22 protein-coding genes are annotated in these 21150 nt (G+C 68.3%); 12 read left to right on the forward strand and 10 right to left on the reverse strand.

Translation table 11 applies throughout. The annotated features are described in order from the left end of the window. Position 1 precedes the first annotated feature (1 nt). From ACWEO7_RS01800 to ACWEO7_RS01815, 4 genes are all read left to right on the forward strand, one after another. Complete coding sequence (locus tag ACWEO7_RS01800) at positions 2-1255, forward strand: cysteine desulfurase (RefSeq protein WP_452420067.1); 1254 nt, start codon at positions 2-4, stop codon at positions 1253-1255. 3 nt (positions 1256-1258) lie between these two features. Next, a complete protein-coding gene (sufU, locus tag ACWEO7_RS01805) occupies positions 1259-1726 on the forward strand; it encodes a Fe-S cluster assembly sulfur transfer protein SufU (RefSeq protein ID WP_452420068.1) in 468 nt (155 codons plus the stop codon). 82 nt (positions 1727-1808) lie between these two features. Further along, a complete protein-coding gene (locus ACWEO7_RS01810; protein ID WP_452420252.1) occupies positions 1809-2147 on the forward strand; it encodes a metal-sulfur cluster assembly factor in 339 nt (112 codons plus the stop codon). A 302-nt stretch (positions 2148-2449) separates the two neighbouring features. Next, positions 2450-2878, forward strand: coding sequence for a DUF4189 domain-containing protein (locus tag ACWEO7_RS01815; RefSeq protein WP_355070838.1), 429 nt, complete (start codon positions 2450-2452; stop codon positions 2876-2878). Position 2879: 1 nt separating this feature from the next. On the opposite strand, the gene ACWEO7_RS01820 is transcribed toward ACWEO7_RS01815, so the two are convergent. The 3 genes from ACWEO7_RS01820 to ACWEO7_RS01830 are packed head-to-tail and all read right to left on the reverse strand — an operon-like array spanning position 2880 to position 5439. After that, positions 2880-3542: a methionine ABC transporter permease gene (locus tag ACWEO7_RS01820; protein ID WP_195042705.1), complete on the reverse strand. Its 663-nt coding sequence runs from the start codon at positions 3540-3542 to the stop codon at positions 2880-2882. 11 nt (positions 3543-3553) lie between these two features. Then, a complete protein-coding gene (locus ACWEO7_RS01825; protein ID WP_452420069.1) occupies positions 3554-4570 on the reverse strand; it encodes a methionine ABC transporter ATP-binding protein in 1017 nt (338 codons plus the stop codon). After that, positions 4567-5439: a MetQ/NlpA family ABC transporter substrate-binding protein gene (locus tag ACWEO7_RS01830; RefSeq protein ID WP_379251860.1), complete on the reverse strand. Its 873-nt coding sequence runs from the start codon at positions 5437-5439 to the stop codon at positions 4567-4569. Before ACWEO7_RS01830 ends, ACWEO7_RS01825 begins: the two co-directional genes overlap by 4 nt. A 130-nt stretch (positions 5440-5569) precedes the next feature. Here ACWEO7_RS01830 and ACWEO7_RS01835 point away from each other — a divergent pair, with 130 nt between their 5' ends. The 3 genes from ACWEO7_RS01835 (at position 5570) to ACWEO7_RS01845 (ending at position 8134) form a co-directional block, all read left to right on the forward strand. After that, the gene (locus ACWEO7_RS01835) at positions 5570-5941 is read left to right on the forward strand and encodes a MetQ/NlpA family ABC transporter substrate-binding protein (protein WP_452420070.1); all 372 of its coding nucleotides are present in this window, start codon (positions 5570-5572) and stop codon (positions 5939-5941) included. Between the two features lie 148 nt (positions 5942-6089). Beyond that, a complete protein-coding gene (locus tag ACWEO7_RS01840) occupies positions 6090-7421 on the forward strand; it encodes an NAD(P)/FAD-dependent oxidoreductase (protein WP_452420071.1) in 1332 nt (443 codons plus the stop codon). Next, a complete protein-coding gene (locus ACWEO7_RS01845; protein WP_452420072.1) occupies positions 7418-8134 on the forward strand; it encodes a hypothetical protein in 717 nt (238 codons plus the stop codon). Before ACWEO7_RS01840 ends, ACWEO7_RS01845 begins: the two co-directional genes overlap by 4 nt. A gap of 33 nt (positions 8135-8167) precedes the next feature. On the opposite strand, the gene ku is transcribed toward ACWEO7_RS01845, so the two are convergent. Further along, positions 8168-9151 (reverse strand): non-homologous end joining protein Ku, encoded by a 984-nt coding sequence (gene ku / locus ACWEO7_RS01850; protein WP_452420073.1) that lies wholly within the window; start codon positions 9149-9151, stop codon positions 8168-8170. After that, entirely contained in the window at positions 9148-10260 is a 1113-nt protein-coding gene (locus ACWEO7_RS01855; RefSeq protein ID WP_452420074.1) for a lycopene cyclase family protein, read from the reverse strand. The genes ku and ACWEO7_RS01855 overlap by 4 nt, the downstream gene beginning before the upstream one ends. 456 nt (positions 10261-10716) lie before the next feature. Between ACWEO7_RS01855 and ACWEO7_RS01860 the strand changes: the two genes are divergently transcribed. After that, positions 10717-12927, forward strand: a complete 2211-nt coding sequence (locus tag ACWEO7_RS01860; protein ID WP_452420075.1) for an MMPL family transporter — start codon at positions 10717-10719, stop codon at positions 12925-12927. A 470-nt stretch (positions 12928-13397) separates the two neighbouring features. Here ACWEO7_RS01860 and ACWEO7_RS01865 read toward each other — a convergent pair whose 3' ends face one another. Further along, positions 13398-14162, reverse strand: a complete 765-nt coding sequence (locus ACWEO7_RS01865; RefSeq protein WP_452420076.1) for an SDR family oxidoreductase — start codon at positions 14160-14162, stop codon at positions 13398-13400. Positions 14163-14329: 167 nt separating this feature from the next. Here ACWEO7_RS01865 and ACWEO7_RS01870 point away from each other — a divergent pair, with 167 nt between their 5' ends. Both ACWEO7_RS01870 and ACWEO7_RS01875 read left to right on the forward strand, forming a co-directional pair. Next, entirely contained in the window at positions 14330-15961 is a 1632-nt protein-coding gene (locus ACWEO7_RS01870; protein ID WP_356961853.1) for an ABC-F family ATP-binding cassette domain-containing protein, read from the forward strand. 81 nt (positions 15962-16042) lie between these two features. Then, positions 16043-16273 carry a helix-turn-helix domain-containing protein gene (locus tag ACWEO7_RS01875; RefSeq protein ID WP_355070859.1) on the forward strand — a complete coding sequence of 77 codons (231 nt, stop codon included), beginning with the start codon at positions 16043-16045 and terminating at the stop codon, positions 16271-16273. A gap of 345 nt (positions 16274-16618) precedes the next feature. Here the strand turns inward: ACWEO7_RS01875 and ACWEO7_RS01880 are convergent, their stop codons facing one another. From ACWEO7_RS01880 to ACWEO7_RS01890, 3 genes are all read right to left on the reverse strand, one after another. After that, complete coding sequence (locus ACWEO7_RS01880) at positions 16619-17548, reverse strand: hypothetical protein (RefSeq protein ID WP_356961855.1); 930 nt, start codon at positions 17546-17548, stop codon at positions 16619-16621. Positions 17549-17592: 44 nt separating this feature from the next. Then, a complete protein-coding gene (locus tag ACWEO7_RS01885) occupies positions 17593-18048 on the reverse strand; it encodes a hypothetical protein (protein WP_452420077.1) in 456 nt (151 codons plus the stop codon). A gap of 382 nt (positions 18049-18430) precedes the next feature. After that, positions 18431-18934 (reverse strand): cupin domain-containing protein, encoded by a 504-nt coding sequence (locus tag ACWEO7_RS01890; RefSeq protein ID WP_452420078.1) that lies wholly within the window; start codon positions 18932-18934, stop codon positions 18431-18433. Positions 18935-19006: 72 nt separating this feature from the next. On the opposite strand from ACWEO7_RS01890, the gene ACWEO7_RS01895 reads away from it, so the two are divergent. Beyond that, on the forward strand, positions 19007-19513 hold the full coding sequence (locus ACWEO7_RS01895) for a MarR family winged helix-turn-helix transcriptional regulator (protein ID WP_452420079.1): 507 nt from the start codon (positions 19007-19009) through the stop codon (positions 19511-19513). Positions 19514-19672: 159 nt separating this feature from the next. Further along, positions 19673-20467 carry a hypothetical protein gene (locus ACWEO7_RS01900; RefSeq protein WP_452420080.1) on the forward strand — a complete coding sequence of 265 codons (795 nt, stop codon included), beginning with the start codon at positions 19673-19675 and terminating at the stop codon, positions 20465-20467. A gap of 6 nt (positions 20468-20473) precedes the next feature. On the opposite strand, the gene ACWEO7_RS01905 is transcribed toward ACWEO7_RS01900, so the two are convergent. Then, positions 20474-21040, reverse strand: a complete 567-nt coding sequence (locus tag ACWEO7_RS01905) for a TetR/AcrR family transcriptional regulator (RefSeq protein ID WP_039798681.1) — start codon at positions 21038-21040, stop codon at positions 20474-20476. Between the last annotated feature and the right edge of the window lie 110 nt (positions 21041-21150).

Genomic DNA, 21150 nt, shown 5'->3' on the forward strand with positions numbered 1-21150 from the left:
TATGACCGCTACGGTCCGCACCCTCGACGTGGCCCGTATCCGGGCCGACTTCCCGATTCTGAACCGCACGGTCCGGGACGGGAAACCGTTGGTGTACCTGGACTCCGGCGCGACCGCGCAGCGGCCGATCGAGGTGCTCGAAGCAGAACGCGACTTCCTGATCACCAGCAACTCGGCGGTGCACCGCGGCGCGCACCAGCTGGCCGAGGAGGCGACCGACGCCTACGAGGGCGCGCGGGCCGACATCGCGCGGTTCGTCGGGGTGGACGCGGGCGAGATCGTGTTCACCAAGAACGCCACCGAGTCGCTGAACCTGGTGACCTACGCCTTCGCCGACGACCGGTTCCCGCACCACCTGGGCCCCGGCGACGAGATCGTGATCACCGAGCTGGAGCACCACGCGAATCTGGTGCCCTGGCAGGAGCTGGCCCGCCGCACCGGCGCCACGCTGAAGTGGTACGGCGTGACCGACGAAGGCCGGATCGACCTGGATTCGCTGGAACTGTCGCCCGCCACCAAGGTGGTCGCGTTCACCCACCAGTCCAACGTCACCGGCGCGGTCGCTCCGGTCGAGGAGCTGGTCCGCCGGGCGAAGGCGGTGGGCGCGCTGGTCGTGCTCGACGCCTGCCAGTCGGTGCCGCACATGCCGGTCGACTTCCGCGCGCTCGGTGTGGATTTCGCCGCGTTCTCCGGGCACAAGATGCTCGGCCCCTCCGGTGTCGGCGTGCTCTTCGCTCGCCGCTCGCTGCTGGAGGAGATGCCGCCGTTCATCACCGGCGGGTCCATGATCGAGACGGTCTTCATGGACCACAGCACCTACGCGCCGCCGCCGCAGCGCTTCGAGGCGGGCGTGCCGATGACCTCCCAGGTGGTCGGATTGGGCGCGGCCGTGCGGTATCTGGAAGAGATCGGCATGGACGCCGTCGCCGCGCACGAGCACACGCTGGTCGGCGCGGCGCTGGACGGGCTGGCCGGGATCGACGGCGTGCGGATCATCGGGCCTGCCGAGAACGTCGATCGTGGCGGCGCGGTGTCGTTCGTGGTGGACGGCATCCACGCCCACGACGTCGGACAGATCCTGGACGACGAGGGCGTGGCCATCCGGGTGGGCCATCACTGCGCGTGGCCGCTGCACCGGCGTTTCGGCGTCGCCGCGACCGCACGCGCCTCGTTCGCGGTCTACAACACGCTCGCCGAGGTGGACGCGCTGGTCGCCGCGGTGCGGAAGGCCCAGAGCTTCTTCGGGGTTGCATAAGTCATGCGCATGGAGCAGATGTACCAGGAAGTGATCCTGGATCACTACAAGCACCCGCACCATCGGGGGCTGCGCGAGCCGTTCGGGGCCGAGGTGCACCACGTGAACCCGACCTGCGGCGACGAGGTGACCTTGCGTGTGCAGCTCGACGACAACGGTGACGTCACCGACGTCTCCTACGACGGCCAGGGTTGCTCGATCAGCCAGGCGGCCACCTCGATCCTCACCGATCAGGTGATCGGGCTCCCGGTGCAACAGGCGCTGAAGGTGGTCGACTCCTACAGTGAGATGATCTCCAGCCGCGGCACCATCGAAGGCGACGAGGACGTGATCGGCGACGGCGTCGCCTTGGCAGGCGTCTCGAAATACCCAGCGCGGGTGAAGTGCGCGTTGCTCGGGTGGATGGCGTTCAAGGACGCCGTCCTCAGGATCGGCCCCGAGCAGCCCGCGCCCTCCGCGGAAGAGAACTGAACCGTCCGATGGAAAACGGGGAAGCGTCATGAGTGACACACCGGCCACCGAGCAGACCGAACAGGCCGCGCCGGCCGCCGATTTGCCCGAGCTGTCCGCCGAGGACATCAAACTGCTCGAGGACATCGAAGAGGCGATGCGTGACGTCGTCGACCCGGAACTCGGCATCAACGTCGTCGACCTCGGCCTGGTCTACGGATTGCGCGTCGAGGAGGACAGCACCGCGGTCCTGGACATGACGCTGACTTCGGCGGCCTGCCCGCTGACCGACGTCATCGAGGACCAGTCCCGCAACGCGCTGGTGCGCAGCGGACTGGTGGAGGACTTGAGGATCAACTGGGTCTGGATGCCGCCGTGGGGTCCGGACAAGATCACCGAGGACGGCCGCGAACAGTTGCGCGCCCTCGGCTTCACGGTGTAATTCGCCGCAACTGATGCAGCCGCCGGTAACGCCTGAACAAGGCGCCCGGCGGCTGAGTCGTATCCGCTGCCCGGGCGTTCCCGGCGGAGCGCTCGAGGACGATCATCGACGCGTTCCGACCGGAGCGCGCACGGCCGAATCGACCGGCGTTCCGCTTCCGGCGAAGATGGACGCTCGGAAAAAGGGGATCCTCGCGCGGGTCGGCGCACCCGCCGATGGTGGGAAGTGCCCATTTCGACAAAAGCGCACGGGCCGAATGAAGATTTGAGCTTCGAGTCGTTCGGAACGGGGAGGATCCTCACATGTCGGTGCCGCACAAGGCTGCCCTCGGGCTCGCGGCGGTCTCCGCCGCCACCTGCGCCGTGGTCGGCGCTCCCGCGGGTGCGGCGCATGCGGCGACCTACTATGGCGCGCTGGCGCTGTCGCCCAGCACCGGCGCGGTCACATCGGCGGTGGACTATGCGAGCGCGGCCGCCGCCGATGCCGCGGCACGCGCCCAATGCGGTGTCACCGATTGCCAGACGGTCGTGCAGTTCTGGAACGCCTGCGGGTCTGTCGTGCGCGGCGCCGACGGCAAGCACGGATGGGCGTGGGGACCCACCCGTGCTGAAGCCGAACGCCGGGCCATCGATGTCCTCGGTCCCAGCGCCCCGCCGTTCCCGAGTCTCGGCAGCGCGATTCCCCGGCCCGCGAGCGTGCGCTTGACGGCGTGCACCTCGACCGCCGGGTAGCTCAGCGGCGCAGGACTTTTCGCGCCAGCCAGTTGCCGAAGAACTGGATGCCCTGTACGCCCGCGATGATGATCAGCGTCGCGACGAGCGTGACCTGCCAGTCGAAGCGCTGATAGCCGTAGACGAGGGCGAAATCGCCGAGACCGCCGCCGCCGACAGTGCCCGCCATCGCGGACATGTCCACGATGGCGATCACCACGAAGGTGTAGCCCAGGATCAGCGGCCCCAGTGCCTCGGGGATCAGCAGCGTCAGGATGATGCGCAGCGGTCCCGCGCCCACCGCGCGCGCCGCCTCGATCACGCCGGGATCGACGGTCACCAGGTTCTGTTCCACGATGCGCGCGATGCCGAACGACGCCGCGACGATCATGACGAACGCCGCCGCCTCGGTGCCGATCGTGGTACCGACCACCTCCAGCGTCACCGGGCCGAGCGCGGCGAGCAGGATGATGAACGGGATCGGGCGCACGACGTTGACGAGTACGTTGAGCAGCAGGTTGATCGGCGCGTTGGCCAGCAAACCGCCCTTGCGGGTGGTGTAGAGCGCGGTGCCGAGCAGCAACCCGATGAAGCCGCCGACCACGAACGTGAGCGCCACCAGATAGAGCGTGGTGCCGATCGCTTCGTTCAGCACCGGCCGGAGTTTGTCCCAATCGGTATGCATGGCAACTCCTTTCAGGCCGACCGGCGCTCGAGTTCGGCGACCACCTTGTCGACGGCGTCGTCGGGGCCGTGCAGCGCCAGGGTGAGACTGCCGAAGGTCTTCTCCTGCAGGCTGCTCACCCCGCCGTAGACCACCTCGAACCTGACCTCGGCGTGCGCCGCGGCGGCCAGCGCCGCGCCGACGCCGCGCTCGTCGTCCACGTCGACGGTGATCAACCGGCCCCCATGGCGACCGGCGAGGCGGCGCAGTTCCTTCTCGGAGGGGCGGTTGTGCAGGACGGTCTCGACGAAGGAGCGGGTGGGGGCCGCCTGCGGCGTGGCGAACACCTCGAAGGTGTCGGCGAGTTCCACGATGCGTCCTTCGGCGAGCACCGCGACCCGGTCGGCCACCGCGCGGATCACGTCCATCTCGTGGGTGATGACCACGATGGTGACGCCCAGTTCGCGATTGATCTTGCGCAGCAACCGCAGCACCTCACCGGTCGTCTCCGGGTCCAGTGCCGAGGTGGACTCGTCGGCCAGCAGCAAGGACGGCGACGTGGCCAGCGCCCTGGCGATGCCCACCCGCTGCTTCTGGCCGCCCGACAGCTGATCGGGGTAACTGCGCGCCTTATCGGACAACCCGACGAACTCCAGCAGTTCGGCTACCCGCGCCTTGCGTTCGGCGCGTTTCCAGCCCGCCACCTTCAGCGGATATTCGACGTTTCCCGCGGCCGTGCGGGAACGGAAGAGATTGAATTGCTGGAACACCATTCCGATGTCGCGCCGCAGCCGCCGCACCTGGCGTTCCGGCACGCCGGTGATGGGTGTGCCGGAGATCTCGACCGTGCCGCTCGTCGGCTTCTCCAGCGCGTTGATCAGCCGCACCAGCGTGCTCTTGCCCGCGCCGGAATACCCGATCACGCCGAAGATCTCGCCTTGCTCGATGCGCAGGTCGATGTCGTCGAGCGCCACATTGCGCTGCGCGCCCTTGCCGAAAACCTTGGTGACCGAGCGGAACTCGACGGCGGGAACGGCCGCGTCGCTCACTTGCCGTCGCGGATGGTCTGCTGCACCCGCTGCAGGATCTGCTCGAGTTCCTGGCCGCTGCGCCGCACCTCGACGGCGGTGCCCTTGGTCACCTCGTCGTGCGCCTTCTGCACCTCCGGGTCGTGCCACAGCTCGGCGAGCTGCAGATATACCGGATTGTTCTTGTCCTCGGCGCGGGTGACCAGCGCGTTGATGTACGGCTCCGCGGCGGGGTTCTTCGGATCGTCCTTGTACAGCGCCGAATGCGGATCGATGCCGGAACGCTCCAGGAAGGTGTTGTTGATGATCGATCCGTCGACCGAGGCCAGCGACAGCGCGGTCTGCGCGGCGTCGACGGGGGTGACGCGCACTTTGGACGCGCCCTTGTCGATGTCGGCAGGGGTCGGCGCCTTGGTGTCGGACGACAGTTTCAGCAGCCCGGCGGCTTGCAGCACGAACAGTGCCCGTGCCTGATTGGTGGGGTCGTTCGGGATCGCGATCTCCGCGCCCTGCGGAATGTCGGCCGGCGACTTGTGCTTCTTCGAGTAGAGACCCAGCGGCACGATGTAGGTGGAACCGATCGGCGTCAGGGTGTCGTTGTTCGCGACGTTGTAGGCCCCCAGGAATTGCAGATGCTGGAAGAGATTGATGTCGATCTGTTTCTGCGACAGCGCGAGATTCGGTTGCTTGTAGTCGGAGAAGTTGGTGATCCGCAGCGTGATGCCCTTGTCCTTGGCGCGCTGCTCGAAGACGTCCCAGGAGTGATCCTTGTCGGTGGTGCCGATGCGCACTACCTTGTCCGAGGAAGCGTCGTCACCGCCGCAGCCGGTCAGGGTCAAGGCCGCGGTCGCTACCAGGACCGGGATCGCCAGTACCCGATGGAATTTCACTCGTGCTCCCGATTACTCGTCGCGATATGACCCGGTAATCCAAGCGACGGGGCGCGGCGGGCGACAACGGTTTCGATTGTGGTGAGCGAAACCCTCCGCACGAACTGAACGAGCGTCTAATTTGCTGATAATGCGCTCGCGTCTCCGGCTGTTGCTGATCCCGCTCGTGTCCGTGTTGGCCGTCGCCGCGGCAGGCTGCGGTGGTGAAGACCGATCCGACGCGGTCCGCATCGGGGTCAACGATCTGTCGCTGCCGCACTGGGAGGTCTACCGCAAGAAGGCGGCGGAGCAGGGCATCACGGTGGAGTTCACCAATTTCACCGACTACAACCAGCCGAATCCGGCCCTGGCGCAGGGGCTGAAACTCGCGCAGCTCTATCACGACCCCGACGTCGAGGCCGCGGTCCGCGCGGAAACCGGATACCACGGCATCTTCAAAACCAACAGCCCGGCCGATCTCCAGGCGACGCTCGCCGAACTGGAGGCTCGGTTCCGGAAGTAGGGAACCTGCCCCGCGCCCTCCCGGCCTGCCGAACCACGAATCGGTCCTGCCGATGGGCGGGTCGGCGGAGCCACGGGCGACCGGTAGCGCGGTTTCGGATGTGCCTGAGCGGGAATCGCGTCGGAGAGCTGACGCCAAGGAGGTCTCCGTGCCGGACGGGAACACTGCGAGCCCGCATCGGGTCGTGATCGTCGGGAGCGGGTTCGCGGGGTTCACCTGCGCCCAGAAGCTCTGCCGCATCGTGGCCAAGGCGAACCGCGACATCGAAATCGTGCTCGTCACGCCCAACGACTACATGCTCTATACGCCGCTGCTGCCGGACGTGGCCGGTGGCCTGATCGACCCTCGGTTCGTCGCCATCTCACTGGCGGATTCGCTGCCGCAGGTCCGGTTGGTGGTGGCGAACGCTCGGTCGGTGGATCTGCGGAACAAGACGCTCACGGTGGCGAGTGAGCATCATCCGCCGCGGCAGTTGTCGTGGGATCGGCTGGTGCTCACGCCCGGGTCGGTCACCCGCCTGTTCGACATACCCGGCCTGGCCGAGCACGCGCGCGGGCTCAAGACCGTCGCCGAGGCGCTGTACCTGCGCGAGCAGCTGCTGCGCCAGCTCGAACTCGCCGACGACGAGGAGGACCCCGAGGTGCGGCGGGCGCGCCGCACCGTGGTGGTCGTGGGGGCGTCCTACGCGGGCACCGAACTCGTCGCGCAGTTGCGCGCCCTCGCCGACGCCTACGCCGCGCGCCGCGGGTTCGACCCCGCCGAAGTGCGTTTCCTCCTGCTCGACACGGCGCCCAGGGTGATGCCCGAGGTCGGCGAGCGGCTCAGTGACAAGGTGCTGAAGGTACTGCGCAAACGCGGCATCGAGATCCGGCTGGAGACCTCGCTGACGAAACTCGACGAGAACTCGGTCGTGCTCACCGACGGCACGGTGGTGCCCACGCGCACGGTGGCCTGGGTGACGGGTGTAACCGGCGCACCGGTGCTCGGCACGCTCGGCTTGCCGCTGGAGAAGGGCCGCTTGGTCGTCGACGCGAAACTGAACGTGCCCGGCCACCTGGACGTCTTCGCGGGCGGCGACGCGGCGGCGGTGCCCGACCTCACCAAGCCGGGCCGGATCACTCCGCCCACCGCGCAGCACGCCACACGCCAGGGCAAGACGCTGGCCAGGAACGTCGCGGCGAGCCTGGGCATCGGCACGGCCGCCGACTACAAGCACCGCGACATGGGTCTGGTCGTCGACCTCGGGCCGCGCTTCGCGGTCGCCAACCCGATGGGCATCCGCCTGTCCGGCCTGCCCGCCAAGGCGGTGACCCGCGCTTACCACACGTTTGCCGTGCCGCGAGCGGTCAACCGCTGGGCGATCACGGTCTCCTACCTGACCATCGCGGTCACACCCCGCCCTCTCGCTCTCCTGGGGCTCGTCAGTCACGAGGAAGCCAGCTTCGGCGCCAGCGAGGGAATTTCCGCCAACTCGGGATGAGTGAGAGCCGTCTTCGTGACGGCGCGGAGGCGACCGGCCGCTTCCCCGCCGAACCCGTGCGGTGGGGCGGCGGCAGCGGAGATGATTCGGGGGTGGACGAGATGACCTATCGGCGATCGCGTGTCGGGCTGCACGCGGTCGCGGAGTTGCTGATCGCCGGGCCGCAGTATCGAGAATTCGGCACCATTCGGTTGGCAGTCGTGCACCGGGGTTTCGCAGGCGTGCGTTGGCCGGTTTCGGTGGTCGGGGAGGAACTGGTGTGGCCGGGAGGGCGGGTGCGGCTGAAGGGGACGTATCGGGAGGTTGCCGAGGCCGCGGGTTTCGAACCCGGGCCGCCGGAAGGGGTGTATGCGGACACCACCGGCGTGGATCCCGATGCGGCGATCGAAGTGGATTCCTCGGCGGTCGGGCTGATCGAGGACTGGTTCGCGCTGGGGGACAAGGCGTTGCGGTGCCTGGCGTCCGGCGTGACACCGGTGCTGTGGCCGGAGCATTTCGATCTGTCGAGCACAGTCGACGAGGTGAACTACGGGGTTTCGCCGGGAGACGACGCTCATCCGGGGCCCTACGCCTACATCGGGCCGTGGACTCCGCGAACCGGCGACTTCTGGAACGCGCCGTTCGGCGCGCTCCGGCCCCGCACCGCGGTGAACACCGTCGCGGCCCTGCTGGAGTTCTTCGAAGAGGGCAGGCAGCGCGCGGCACAAGACTGATTCGGCGGTCGTGGCGGCCCCGCCGGAGGAAGATCAGGCGCCCTTGCGAGCCGGAGCCTTTTTGGCCGCCTTCTTCGCAGGCGTCTTCTTCGCCGCGCTCTTGGACGCGCCGCTCTTGGACGCGCTGCTCTTGGCTGCCGTGCTCTTGGCGGCGCCGCTCTTGCCTCCGGCGCTCTTGGCCGCGGCCTTCTTCGCGGCCTTCTTCGGCTCGGCCCCGTCGCCGCCCGCCGTCCTGCGCCCGCTGGCCTCCAGGCTGCGCTGCAACGCGGCGACCAGATCGACCACCTCGGCGTCCATCCCGCTCGGCGCGAGCTCCGGCTGTTCGGGCACCTTGCCGGTTCCGCTGGCGATCGCCTCGTCGAGCAGGCGTTTGAGCTCGATCTGGTACTCGTCGGTGAACTGCTCCGGATCGAAGTCGTCGGACATGGCCTCGACGAGCGTCTCGGCCATCTTGATCTCCTGCGGTCTGGGCTCGGCGACACCGTCGAGGGATTCGAACTCCACGGAGCGGACCTCGTCGGGCCACAGCAGCGTCTGAATCACCAGGATGCCGTCGCGCACGCGCAGCGCGGCAAGCCGGGTCTTTTGCCGCAACGTGAAGTACACCAGGGCGGTGCGTTCGATCTGCTCCAGCGTCCGGGCCAGCAGGACGTAGGCCTTCGGCGTGCTGGAGTCCGGTTCCAGGTAGTAGCTCTTTTCGAAGAGGATCGGGTCGATCTGGTCCGACGGCACGAACTGCAGCACCGGTATCTCGTGCTTCTCCGCTACCGGCAACTTCGCGAAGTCCTCGTCGCTGAGCACCACCTTGTCGCCGTCCGGCGACTCGTAGGCCTTGTCGATCTCGGTGTACTGGACGGATTGGCCGCACACGCTGCAGACGCGGTCGTATTTGATCCGGCCTCCATCCTTGGCGTGCACCTGATGGAACCGGATGTCGTGGTCCTCGGTGGCGGTGTACACCTTCACCGGAACGTTCACCAGCCCGAATGCGATCGAGCCCTTCCAGATCGACCTCATACCCCCATCATGGCCGAAGCCCACCGGCCGCGCGAGGGAACCGGAACTCCGAGTGTCGCGGCCGCGACACGCCGACGCAGCTGTCCCGGGAGCGCGGCGAACAGTGCGCTCATCGCCGCGACCGTGCCGGCGAGGTCGGTGCGGCCGGACAGATACGCGCGTTGCGCGTCCGGGGGAAGCGCGAAGAACGTGTCGAAGAACAGCGGGAGATCGCCGGGCGGCAACGCCAGTAGCGCGCGTAGTCCGGCGCGGCGCAACCGGTGGACGACGCGCGCCGTGGCGGGCCACACGTCCCGGCCCGCGGCCACCGCGTCGGCAGCGGCCAGCGCGGCGCCGACGCTGTATCCGGTCGCCGGATGCAGGAAGCCGCCCGCGGCTCCGAACCTGCGTGATCCCGGACGGCCTCCTTGCACCGGAAAACGGACGTGCTCCACGGGTTCGTCACCGGTGAGCCGGACATCCCTGGCGCGGAGCCGCTCGCACAAGCGTGCCCGCAGTTGTGCGCCGGTCAAGGCCGGACGGCCGGCCAGACAGGTTTCCTCGAGCAGCACCCGCTCGTCGTCCAGCGGAACGGCGTAGAGGAACGAACGCGGCGCGTCCGGGGCGGCGCCGTTGTCCGGACGCCAGTCCATGAACAGCGGTTCGAGCCCGGCGCAGCGCCGGGCGTCCACGATGACGCCATAGGCGGTCTGCTCGGCCCGGGCGGGCGAGCGGGCGAGTCCGCGCGCGTCCACCACCCGGCCGCCGGTGATAGTCGCGCCGGACGCCAAGGTCACCCGGTCCGGGCCGACATCGATCGCGCGCTCGGAGATTACATTCGCGTCGGCCAGGTGCAGCGACCTTTGCAGTCGTGGGGTGTCCAGCACCACGTACGGGCGGTCCAATTGGTGAGCGCGCGTTCCCCACGCCATCGGCCGGGGCACCGTCGCCGCGACGACCTGAGGCGACAGCCAATCAGGCAGTTCGTCGGCCCACATTGCATAGGTGGCCGTCCAGCGGCGCTCCGGCGCGGGATCGACCACGGTGACCGTGAGTCCGCGCTCCACTGCGCGGTGTGCGAGGGCGCGTCCGGCGGGGCCGAGCCCGCAGACGACCACGTCCGGCTTCATGCCGGGCTCGTCCGGATCCGCGGAAGCGTGTTGCGATGCATGGGTTCGAGCCTCTCATCTGCTCACTGGAGCGTCGCGCAGCCACGGCGTCGAACACGTTCCGGCGCGGAGGTCCGGACCCGCGAAGTGAACGTTTCGCGAAAGCTGTCGCGGGTCCGGATCGCCCGCCCCGCGGGCGGAAGTGCGTCCGTCCTGGCTCGGTTGCCTTCCCATGCCGGAGCGTGCAGGCAGGTGGCGGGACCGGGTGCACCGACGGAATGTGTTCGGGCTCACCGCAGTTTGTCCCGCGTTGCTAGGATGCCGGGGCGCTGGCGTACGCATCCGGCTCCGGTGCCGAGTGTCAGGTGTCGGCGCACCGGCGTGCCGCGGATGGCACGCCGGGCAGGTTGCCGACCGGCGACCGCTGGAGTCCGAGCGCGAAAGCGGCACGACCGGAACGAGTTAGGGGTATACGGAGTGTTCGAACTGACCAGGCGGCGCAGCCGGTGGATCCTGGCCGTGTTCGTGGTGCTCGCACTGGCGATGGGCACGCTGAGCGCGACGCTGTTCGACAAAGTGCAGGGCGGCGGGTATATCGACCCCGACAGCGAATCGAGCCGGGCGACCGCGGTGCTGCGCGACACCTTCGGCGAGGCCACCCCGAATTTCGTGCTGCTGGTGCAGACTCGCCGGTCGGTGGACGACGACGCCGCGGCCACCGCGGCGACGAATCTGGTCACCGATCTGAAGTCGGAGTCCGGCGTCGCGGGCGTCACGTCGTATTGGACCGACAAATCGCCCGCGCTGCGCAGCACCGACGGGACCAAGGGCCTGATCGTGGCCAGCATCCTCGGTGAGGAGGCCGACGTCGACAAGCGGGTGGGCGATCTCGCCGACCGATTCGGCGGCACTCACGGCCCGCTCGAGGTGCGCGTCGGCGGCTACGCCATGCTGCTGCACGAGACGGTGCAGCAGAGCGAGAAAGACGTCGTGCTGGGCGAATCCATCGCATTCCCGGTCACGCTGATCGCCCTGCTGCTGGTGTTCGGCGGCCTGGTCGCCGCCAGCCTGCCGCTGGTGGTCGCGATGATCACGGTGATGATCACCATGGGCGCGCTGTGGCTGATCGCGAGCGTCACCGATCTGGCGGCCACCGCGACCAACGTCGCCACCCTGCTCGGCCTCGGCTTGGCGATCGACTACAGCCTGCTGATCATCAGCCGCTACCGCGACGAACTGGTCGCCGGTCAGCAGCCAGCCGCCGCGGTGGCCGCCACCATGCGCTCGGCGGGCCGGACCGTCGCGTTCTCGGCTGTCACCGTCGCCGTCGCGCTGTCGGGCCTGCTGTTCTTCCCGCTGCTGGCCGTGCGGTCGATGGGCTACGCGGGCCTGGCCGTGGCGGTGATCGCCGCGACGGTGTCGCTGACCGTGCTGCCCGCGATCCTGTTCCTGCTCGGCACCAAGATCGACAACGGCCAGCTGTGGTGGTTCCTGCGCGCGGCCCGTCCCGCACCCGGCGAGGGCGCCTGGCACCGCTTGGCGCGGTTCGTGATGATGCGGCCGGTGCCGATCGGCCTCGGGGTCACCGCCCTGCTGCTCGTGCTCGGCGCGCCGTTCCTCGGAGTGAATCTCGGCTTCCCCGACGAACGGTCGCTGCCGGAGTCGATGAACAACCGCCAGGTCACCGAGACCATCCAGCGCGACTTCGCCGCCACCGAGCAGAACGGGCTGTTCGTAGTGCTGCCCGAAAGCGCTTACAGCGCCGCAGGCTTGGACGCCTACGCTCGTGAACTGTCGGAGATCGAGGACGTCCGCCGGGTCGACACCGTCACCGGCAGTTACAGCCACGGCGGTCTGCTCGTCGCGCCGACCGCGGCCGCCGACCGCTTCCGCGCCGAGAACGCCGCCTATCTGACGGTGGTCCCGGACACCACCGATCCCACGGTGCTGGATCGGATCGCCGCCGACGTGCGCGCGACGCCCGCCGCCTCGCCGGTGCTGGTCGGCGGCGTGGCGGCGGCCAACACGGACGCGATCGGCTCGGTCGTCTCGGCGCTGCCGTACGCGCTGGCCTTCGTCGTGCTGATCATGGTGGTGGTCCTGTTCCTGCTCACCGGAAGCGTCGTGCTGCCGCTGCTGGCCGTCGTGCTCAGCTTCCTGAGCCTCACCGCGACCTTCGGCGCGCTGGTCTGGATCTTCCAGGACGGGCACCTGTCCGGGTTGCTCGGCTTCACCGTCACCGGCGACCTGCCGCCGACCGTCCCGGTGATGCTGTTCGGCGTCGCGTTCGGTCTCGCCATGGACTACCAGGTGTTCCTGTTGGCCCGCATCCGCGAGGAATACGTGCGCACCAGGTCCAACGCGCTGGCCGTCACGTCCGGACTCGAGCGGATCGGCCGGATCGTCACGGCCGCCGCCGTCCTGATCTCGCTGGTCTTCCTCGGCTTCCTCGCCTCGGACATCACCTTCATGAAGGCATTCGGCATCGGGCTTCCGCTCGCCGTGCTGGTGGACGCGACGCTGGTGCGCGGCTTCCTGTTGCCCGCGGCGATGGAGTTGCTCGGCCACTGGAACTGGTATGCGCCCGGCCCGCTGCGCCGACTGCACGAGCGGTTCGGAATCGAGGAGGCTCCTGCTGCTCCGGCGACCGCGGGGCGCGAGGACTGGCTGCAGCCCGTCCGGCTCTGATTTCAAGGCGATCGGGCGAACTCGATCGGGTAGGGCCGCTCCGGCGGCTCGCGTCGAACTGCACGCCGAGTGGGTTGACGGCCGCGATCACGCCGACTGCCACCCCATCGAGACGGCGGGCAAACTCACCGGTCTGTGGGCTGCGTCTACGCGGCAGAGCTGGTGTACCCCGCCGAGGGCGGCGCGGTGATGCTCACCCAGTTCGTGCTCGGCATGGCCGACTAGGGCTGGGCCGCCGCGGCGAAGGGCCGGTTCACCGACGCCGACCTCGCGCTGCGTCCGGCAGTTACCTGAAGGGCTATGCCACCGGCAAGTGGAAGGACGGCAGCGAGAAGGAATTCGTGGTGGTGACGCTGGCGACGGCCACCGGCGCGGTCGACGCCACGGCCGTCGAGAGTACCTGCGCTACCGGCACGCCGACACCATCGGCGCATTGGCGTTCCGCTAGCGCAGGCGGCTCCCGTTCGCGGTCAGATTCCGCCCGTGGAGAGCAGCCCGCCGTCCACCCGGACCGTCTCGCCGGTGATCCACGCCGCCTCGTCGGAGGCCAGGAATCCGATCAAGCGCGCCACGTCCTCCGGGCTGCCCAGCCGCTTCATCGGGTACACGCTCGCGGCGCGCTCCTCGTCGGTCGAGTACAGCGCGTCGGCGAACTTCGTCTTGATCACGCCCGGCGCGACCGCGTTCACCCGGATCTTCGGCCCCAGCTGCCAGGCGAGCTCACCGGTGAGATGGATCAGCGCGGACTTGGACGCGCCGTAGGCGGCGATCACGCCGGTCGAGCGGATGCCGGCGACGCTGGCCACGTTGACCACGGCGCCGCCGTGGTCGCGCATCCACGCCTTGTACGCCTCCTGGATGTAGCCGAGGGCCGCGACCACGTTCACGTCGAAGATCTTGCGCACGGCATCGAGGTCGGCGTCCATCAGGGAGCCGAAGACCGGGTTGATGCCGGTGTTGTTGATCAGGACGTCCAGCGAACCGAACTCCGTGACCGCGCGTTCGACCGCGGCGGACCGATCCTCGGCGACGCCCGAGTTGCCCGCCAGAGCGACGACCTGACCCTGGTGCCCCAGTTCGCGCAGCTCCGCGGCGGCTTCGTCCAGCGGATCCTTCTTCCGCGCGGTGATCAGCACGTTCGCGCCGCGGGCGAGCAACTCCGCCGCGACCGCCTTGCCGATGCCACGGCTGGCCCCCGTGACCAGAGCGCTCTTGCCCAATAGATCGGTACTCATGGCATCGCACGGTAGCGCAGGCCACCGCGGGGGCCGTTATCGCCGTCACATGCGGGGTGCTGGTATGCGGGCGCACCCTGCGCCCCGGGTAAAATCGGTGGTTCTTGTGCGCGTCGGGTCGCACAATCGAGCACGCGTCCAGCACCACGATCCGCGAGGAGAAGTTTGTGATCACCGCGACCGACCTGGAGGTCCGGGCCGGAGTCCGCACCCTGCTGTCCGCTCCCGGACCGGCGCTTCGGGTACAGGCGGGCGACCGGATCGGGTTGGTCGGGCGCAACGGCGCGGGGAAGACCACCACGCTGCGCATCTTGGCAGGCGAGGGGGAGCCGTACGCGGGCAAGATCCTGCGCTCCAGCGATATCGGTTATCTGCCGCAGGATCCGCGCGAAGGCAACCTCGACGTGCTGGCCCGCGACCGGGTGCTGTCCGCGCGCGGCTTGGACACGCTGATCCGGGAGATGGAGAAGCAACAGGCGCTGATGGCCGAGGTCGCCGACGACAAAGAGCGGGAGAAGGCGGTTCGCAAGTACGGTCGGCTCGAGGAACGCTTCTCGGCGCTGGGCGGTTACGTCGCCGAGAGCGAGGCGGCGCGCATCTGCCACAGCCTGGGTCTGCCCGATCGCGTGCTCGGTCAGCCGCTGCGCACCTTGTCCGGTGGACAGCGGCGCCGAATCGAATTGGCGCGCATCCTGTTCGCCGCCTCCGACGGCAGCGGCGGGCGGTCGGACACCATCTTGCTGCTGGACGAGCCGACCAACCATCTCGACGCCGACTCGATCACCTGGCTGCGTGGTTTCCTGCAGAACCACGACGGCGGCCTGATCGTCATCAGTCACGACGTGGACCTGCTCGCCGACGTGGTGAACAAGGTGTGGTTCCTGGACGCGGTGCGCGGCGAGGCCGACGTCTACAACATGGGCTGGAAGAAGTACCTGGACGCGCGCGCCACCGACGAGCAGCGCAGGCGGCGGGAACGCGCGAACGCCGAGAAGAAGGCGAGCGCGCTGCGCGCCCAGGCGGCCAAGCTCGGCGCCAAGGCCACGAAAGCGACTGCGGCACAGAACATGGCCAAGCGCGCCGATCGCCTGCTGGCCGAACTCGATGATGTGCGCGTCGCCGACAAGGTCGCCAGGATCAAGTTCCCCGAACCCGCCGCCTGCGGCAAGACGCCGCTGATGGCGGAGAACCTGACCAAGGTCTACGGCTCGCTGGAGATCTTCACCGGGGTCGACCTCGCGATCGACCGCGGTAGCCGGGTGGTGGTGCTGGGGCTCAACGGCGCGGGAAAGACGACGCTGCTGCGCCTGCTCGCCGGGGTCGAGCAGCCGACGGCGGGTGGTCTGGTGCCGGGACACGGTCTGAAGGTCGGTTACTTCGCCCAGGAGCACGACACCCTGGACGACAACGCCACCGTGTGGGAGAACATCCGCCACGCCGCGCCGGACGCGGGTGAGCAGGAGCTGCGCGGCCTGCTCGGCGCGTTCATGTTCTCCGGCCCACAGCTCGACCAGCCCGCGGGCACGCTCTCAGGCGGTGAGAAGACCCGTCTCGCGCTGGCCGGACTGGTCTCCTCGGCGGCGAACGTGTTGCTGCTGGACGAGCCGACGAACAATCTCGACCCCGTGTCGCGGGAGCAGGTGCTCGACGCCTTGCGCACCTATGCGGGCGCGGTCGTGCTGGTGACCCACGACCCGGGTGCGGCGGAGGCGTTGTCTCCGGAACGTGTGATCCTGCTCCCGGACGGGACAGAAGACCATTGGTCGGCCGAATATCTGGAACTTATTCAGCTTGCGTGAGATTCATCACAGGTACCCGTTGATCACGGCCTGCTGAGTGCTTAGCCTGGAAAGACGCTGCTCGGCGACTCGGAGGAAGCCATGAGCGACAGGCCACAGAGCAAGGCCACATTGGGTAAGGGCACACGCGTCACCGGCAAGTCACGCGATCGCCTACAGACCCAGCTGAAGAAACAGTACGAGGCCGGTGCGAGCATCCGGTCACTGGCGCGGTCCACCGGCCGCTCCTACGGTTTCATCCACAACGTCCTGGTGGAGTCGCATGTGCAACTCCGCAGCCGGGGTGGAGCCAATCGCCGCAAGAGCCCATAGCGCCACAACGGCGTGATGTGCCGCCGGACGGCTACGCGGCCGCCCCGGGCGGAGCCCCAACCGGATCGACGTCGACGCCCCCGAACTGGATGTCTACCTCGCCGAGCTGCACAGCGGCGTCGATGCCCAGGTCTTCGGGCGTATGTCGGCGATCGAGCGGAGCCGCAACGTAATTCGGCGGCGCTCGCCTGTTGGTCGACCGCGCCGGACGGCGCGGGACCTGTCCGGGTTTCGGCTGCTGTTGTGATCCGGTGGACCGCCGCTGTGCGGCGAATGCGGGGCAGCCGTTGCCGCACACTGTGGCGTTCCCGGTCTCGGTATCGTGCCGCGGACCTGTGACCGGGTTCAGTAGCCCTCCACCATGCCGTCACCGTCCACCAGCAGGTTGGCCAGGCTGCGAAAGATCGGCAGCCCGGTCTTGATCTCCAGGTAGGCGAACTGGCCCTGCGGGTTGACCTCCAGGAAGTAGTACTCGCCATCACGGCCGAGCCGAATGTCGAGCACGCCGAAGGACAATCCGAGCGCGCCCATCAGCGTGGCCAGTGACTTGCTCACCGAGGCGGGCAGGTGATCGTGCGCGAAATCGACCGACGTGTCCAAGCGGGAGTCGACCTTGCCGACGCCCGCTTGGGAGTCGATGCGCACGGTCCATTCGACCCCGTCCACCCACACCACGCGCAGATCGCAGGTCGCGTCGACGTAGTCCTGAAAGGTGGTCGGCGCCGAACGGATCGCGGCCAGCCTGCCGAAATCGTCCCTGGAGATGATCCTGGTCTCGGCGAACTCCGCCCGGCTGGTGCCGGTGCGCTTGTAAACGACCGGGCCGGGCCGGGATTCGACGAAACTGCGCGCCTCGTCCGGATCGTTGGTGATCAACGTTTCCGGTACCGCGAACCCGGCCCGCAGCGCCGTCTCCAGCTGGACGATCTTGCGTGCCGCGGTGCGGTCGGCGCCCGGGTCGTTGACCCAGTGAGCGGGGATGGACCAGAGCAGCCCTTGAATGAATCCGTCGCACTCCGCCTGGCGAAACTCGTTGTCCGAGGCGCGGACACCCGCGGGCACCCGCGCGGGATGCGGGCGCCGCCACCACACCGACCGCACGTCGTCGAGGCCGATCAGGTGCGACAGCGAGCGTGTGGTGCCGAGCCGGTCCAGCCGGAAGCTGCCGGACTCCTGGGGGAAATCGCGCAGGTCGAGGTGGATCGGGCCGAGCCCGTGGTGTTCTCGCAGCGTCGCCGCCATCGCGGTGGCGTGTAGATCATCGGATTCGGACACGATCAGGACCGAACCGCGCCGGCGTGCGGCCATCCGCCTGCCGCTCAGTCGAGGCTGTCGCAGTTGATGCCGTCGTCGCTGCCGTTCATCGACTTGGTCTGGCAGTAGGTGAACGTCGCACCGCCCGCACCCGGGCAGTCGACGAGTTGCAGCCGGTCTGCCCAGGTTTCGGTGAGCCGGCGCAACTGCTCGTCGCCGAGCGCCTCCGACGGTGACTCCGGGATGGTCATCGGCCGATCGACCAGGTCGATCCGCAGCCTGCGGGTGAAATCGGCGGTGGCGCCCGCGCGAATGTCCACCAGCACCGGGCGCCCGTCCTGATCGGCTTGCGGCGCCGCGGAATCGACCACGCGCAGGACATCGGACCGACTGAAGGTCCACGTTCCCTCGGCGACGCGCACGCTGATCTGCCGGTCCGATTCCGCGACCAGCAGACCCTGGAGCGGGGGAACGCGCTCACCCCTCGGCGTCGTCCCGGGAAGGTGGATTGCGTCGGTCATAGCCGTTTCTCCGATCTGCTCGCGATTTGCCACGACCCCCAAGCGTGTGAGCGATCATATCGCGATGGGCGGCGTTATCGGCTCGGATCGCGAGAATTCCCGGCCTGTGGCAAACCGAATTCCGATCCATAACGCCCGAGTACCGAAAGTTTTCCGGTAGCCTGGAAATGTTGAGATGGCAATCGAGAAGCTAATCTCACGTGCGGCGCGGATGATGCTCATAGCCCGATATTGGCGGCTGTGCATCTGTACTCTCGTCCTGCTCGGCGCAGGTGGCCCGCGACCACCGCTGCTGTGCGGCATCGTATTTCCTCCCGCGCCGCACCGTGCTCGACTCGCTCCGAATTGATTGCCCGCGAACGGATCCGGAGGGGCGCCGACTTCACTTCCGGTTCGCGTTGCGCTCCGCCCACCAAGCGGGGGCGTCGACGAAGTGGTTGTCGAACTCGTTCTGAGCGGCGGCGAGATCGGTCATCGGGGATTCGCCCGCGGCGATTCGTTCCAGCAGTCGGAAGTACTCGAAGCGCTGCACGCCGGGCGTGAGCGCGATGAGGATCCGTGCCGTGCTGTCCGGTGCGGCGCCGAAGGCGTGCCGCATGAATTTCGGGACCACGATCGAACCACCCGCGCCGACGGTGACGATGCGGTCACCGGCGAGCAGTTGCAGTTCGCCATCCGCGACATAGAACAGCTCGTCGGAAAGCGTGTGATAGTGCGGCGCCGCACCGTCCGCTCCACGGTCCATCTCGACCTCGAGTGTGCTCAGCCCCCCGCCCGCCTCCTCCGCGTCGATCAGCAGGCGCATGGTGACCGACGTGGTACGCAGGGTCTCCGCATCCTGCGGCTGACGGATCGCGACGTCCTTGCGTGGCGCGGGAATGGTCATCGGAGCCTCCGAATTAGTTCGGTGATTGATAATTCGCTACCGAACTATATCGTGCCGAATAAGATCCTGTCCATGACCGAGCGGAAAACGGACGCCGTGGACGCGATCGTGGCGCAGTGGCGGCGGGAACGACCCGACCTGGATCTGGAGGCGATGGCCGTGGCCGGACGTCTGGGCAGGCTGTTGCTGGTGGCGCAGCGTGAGATCGAGGCGGTGTTCGGCAAACACGGCCTCCAGCGCGGCGAATTCGACGTACTCGCCGCGCTCCGTCGTTCGGGCGCGCCGTTCGAACTCAACCCGTCGGTGCTGGCCGACACGCTGATGTTGTCCAGGGCGGGCATGACCGGACGGCTGGACCGGCTGGAGTCGGCGGGACTGGTGCGGCGCGTCGCGGACGCGCGGGACCGCAGGGCGGTGCGCGTCGGCCTCACCGAGGCAGGACGGGAACTGGTCGACACCGTGGTCACCGAGCACACCGCGAACGAGAAGCGGATGCTGTCCGTGCTCACCGCGGGGGAACGGCGGGAACTGGACCGACTCGCGCGAATTCTGCTCAGCAGCATGGAACCGGACACGTAGCCGCGGTAGCTCACGCACCCTTCGATCCGCCGAATCAGGGTCTACATGGGGCAACTCGTGCCGCGATGAGGTAGCTCGATACTCGTGCCGAGCGGGCGCTCCTGCTCTACGTTGAGATTCCGTACCGAAGGGGTCGGTGCGGTGGGCAAGGAGGCCTCGATGATCGACATCATCACTCTCCGCGGCACCGGGGAGCCGCGCAACTCCGACGGAACGCCCGCGGGCATGCTGCACGACGTCGTGAAACTACTCGACACCGGGAAGTTCAGCTGCTTCGAACCGGATTGGCCCGCTTCCGTCGGCCCCGTGCCGGAGGTCTGGGGTCCTTCGCTGGAGACGTCGGTACGGCTCGGCATCGCCGCCGGAGTGCGAGCGATCCAGGACTCGCCGAACGTCTGTGGCCTGCTGAGTTATTCGCTCGGCGGCATCTGCGCCAGCCGGATCCTGGAGGGCGTTCGGTCCGGGAAGTACAAGAACACCGACGGAACGCCGCTGGAGATCGCCTTCGTGGTGAACATCGCCAACCCGTTGCGCCGAGCCGGGCAGTCGGTCGGAAACCTCTGCCCGGCGAATACGTTCGGCCTGCACGGGCAGCGCGGCGCGTGGCCCGCGTCGATCGACGTGCGCGAGTACGCGAATCCCGGCGACATCATCACCGCGTCGCCCGCGGATTCGCCGTTGCGCGTCATCGACGTGGGTATCTCGCCGTTCTCGTTCGTGGAGGGCGCTCGGATCGGCGACGTCGCGCCGCAGATCTTCGCCGAACTGCTCGAAGTCCTGCTGCGCGACCCGATCGCGAACCTCGAGCGCTACACGACGGCCGTACGCGGCGTCATCGGCTATCTGACCCCGTGGCCCGACGGTCAGCACGTGCTCTATTCCGGACGGAACATGCCGGGGACGAACGTGCTGTGGACTACGCACGCCGCGGAGTACCTCAACGCGGCGTACTAGCCGCCCTCACTGCTTGCGCCGGACCGACGCCTCGACCAGATCCAATACGGCGGAAAGGTTCTCGTTGGTGTGGCCGGAGGCGATCCGGGCGATCAAACCGTCGAGGACGAGGTCGAGGTAGCCGAGCAGCACGTCGGTAGGCACGTCGTCGCGCAGCGCGCCCGCGGCCTTACGACGTTCCAGTCGGGCCAAGGTGGCGGCGGTGAGTTCGGCCGAACGCTGGGTCCAGCCCGCCCGGAATTCGGGATCGGTGCGCAGCCTGCGGGCGATCTCCAAACGCGTTCCGAGCCAGTTGAACTGCTCGGGGTGGGCGAGCATGTCGCGCATCACCTGCACGATGCCCTGGTTGGCCGCGACATCGGCCATGCGTTCGGCGTCTTCCTGGGCGAGGGCGAGGAACAGCGCGTCCTTGTCCCGGAAGTGGTGGAAAATCGCTCCTCTGGACAGCCCGATCTCTTCCTCGAGGCGGCGCACGGTGGCGCCGTCGTAGCCGTACTCGGCGAAGCAGCGGCGTGCTCCGTCGAGGATCTGGCTGCGCCGGGCGGCGAGGTGATCGTCACTGACCTTGGGCACGGAATCCTCCAGCGGGTAAACACGGACCCCCGCGTCGGCGGTAGACCGACGCGGGGGTTGTCCGACACGAGACTTCAGTGGCGCGAACACGCGCCAGCGAAGGTGGCGCG

The organism is Nocardia sp. NPDC004260 (genome assembly GCF_053603155.1).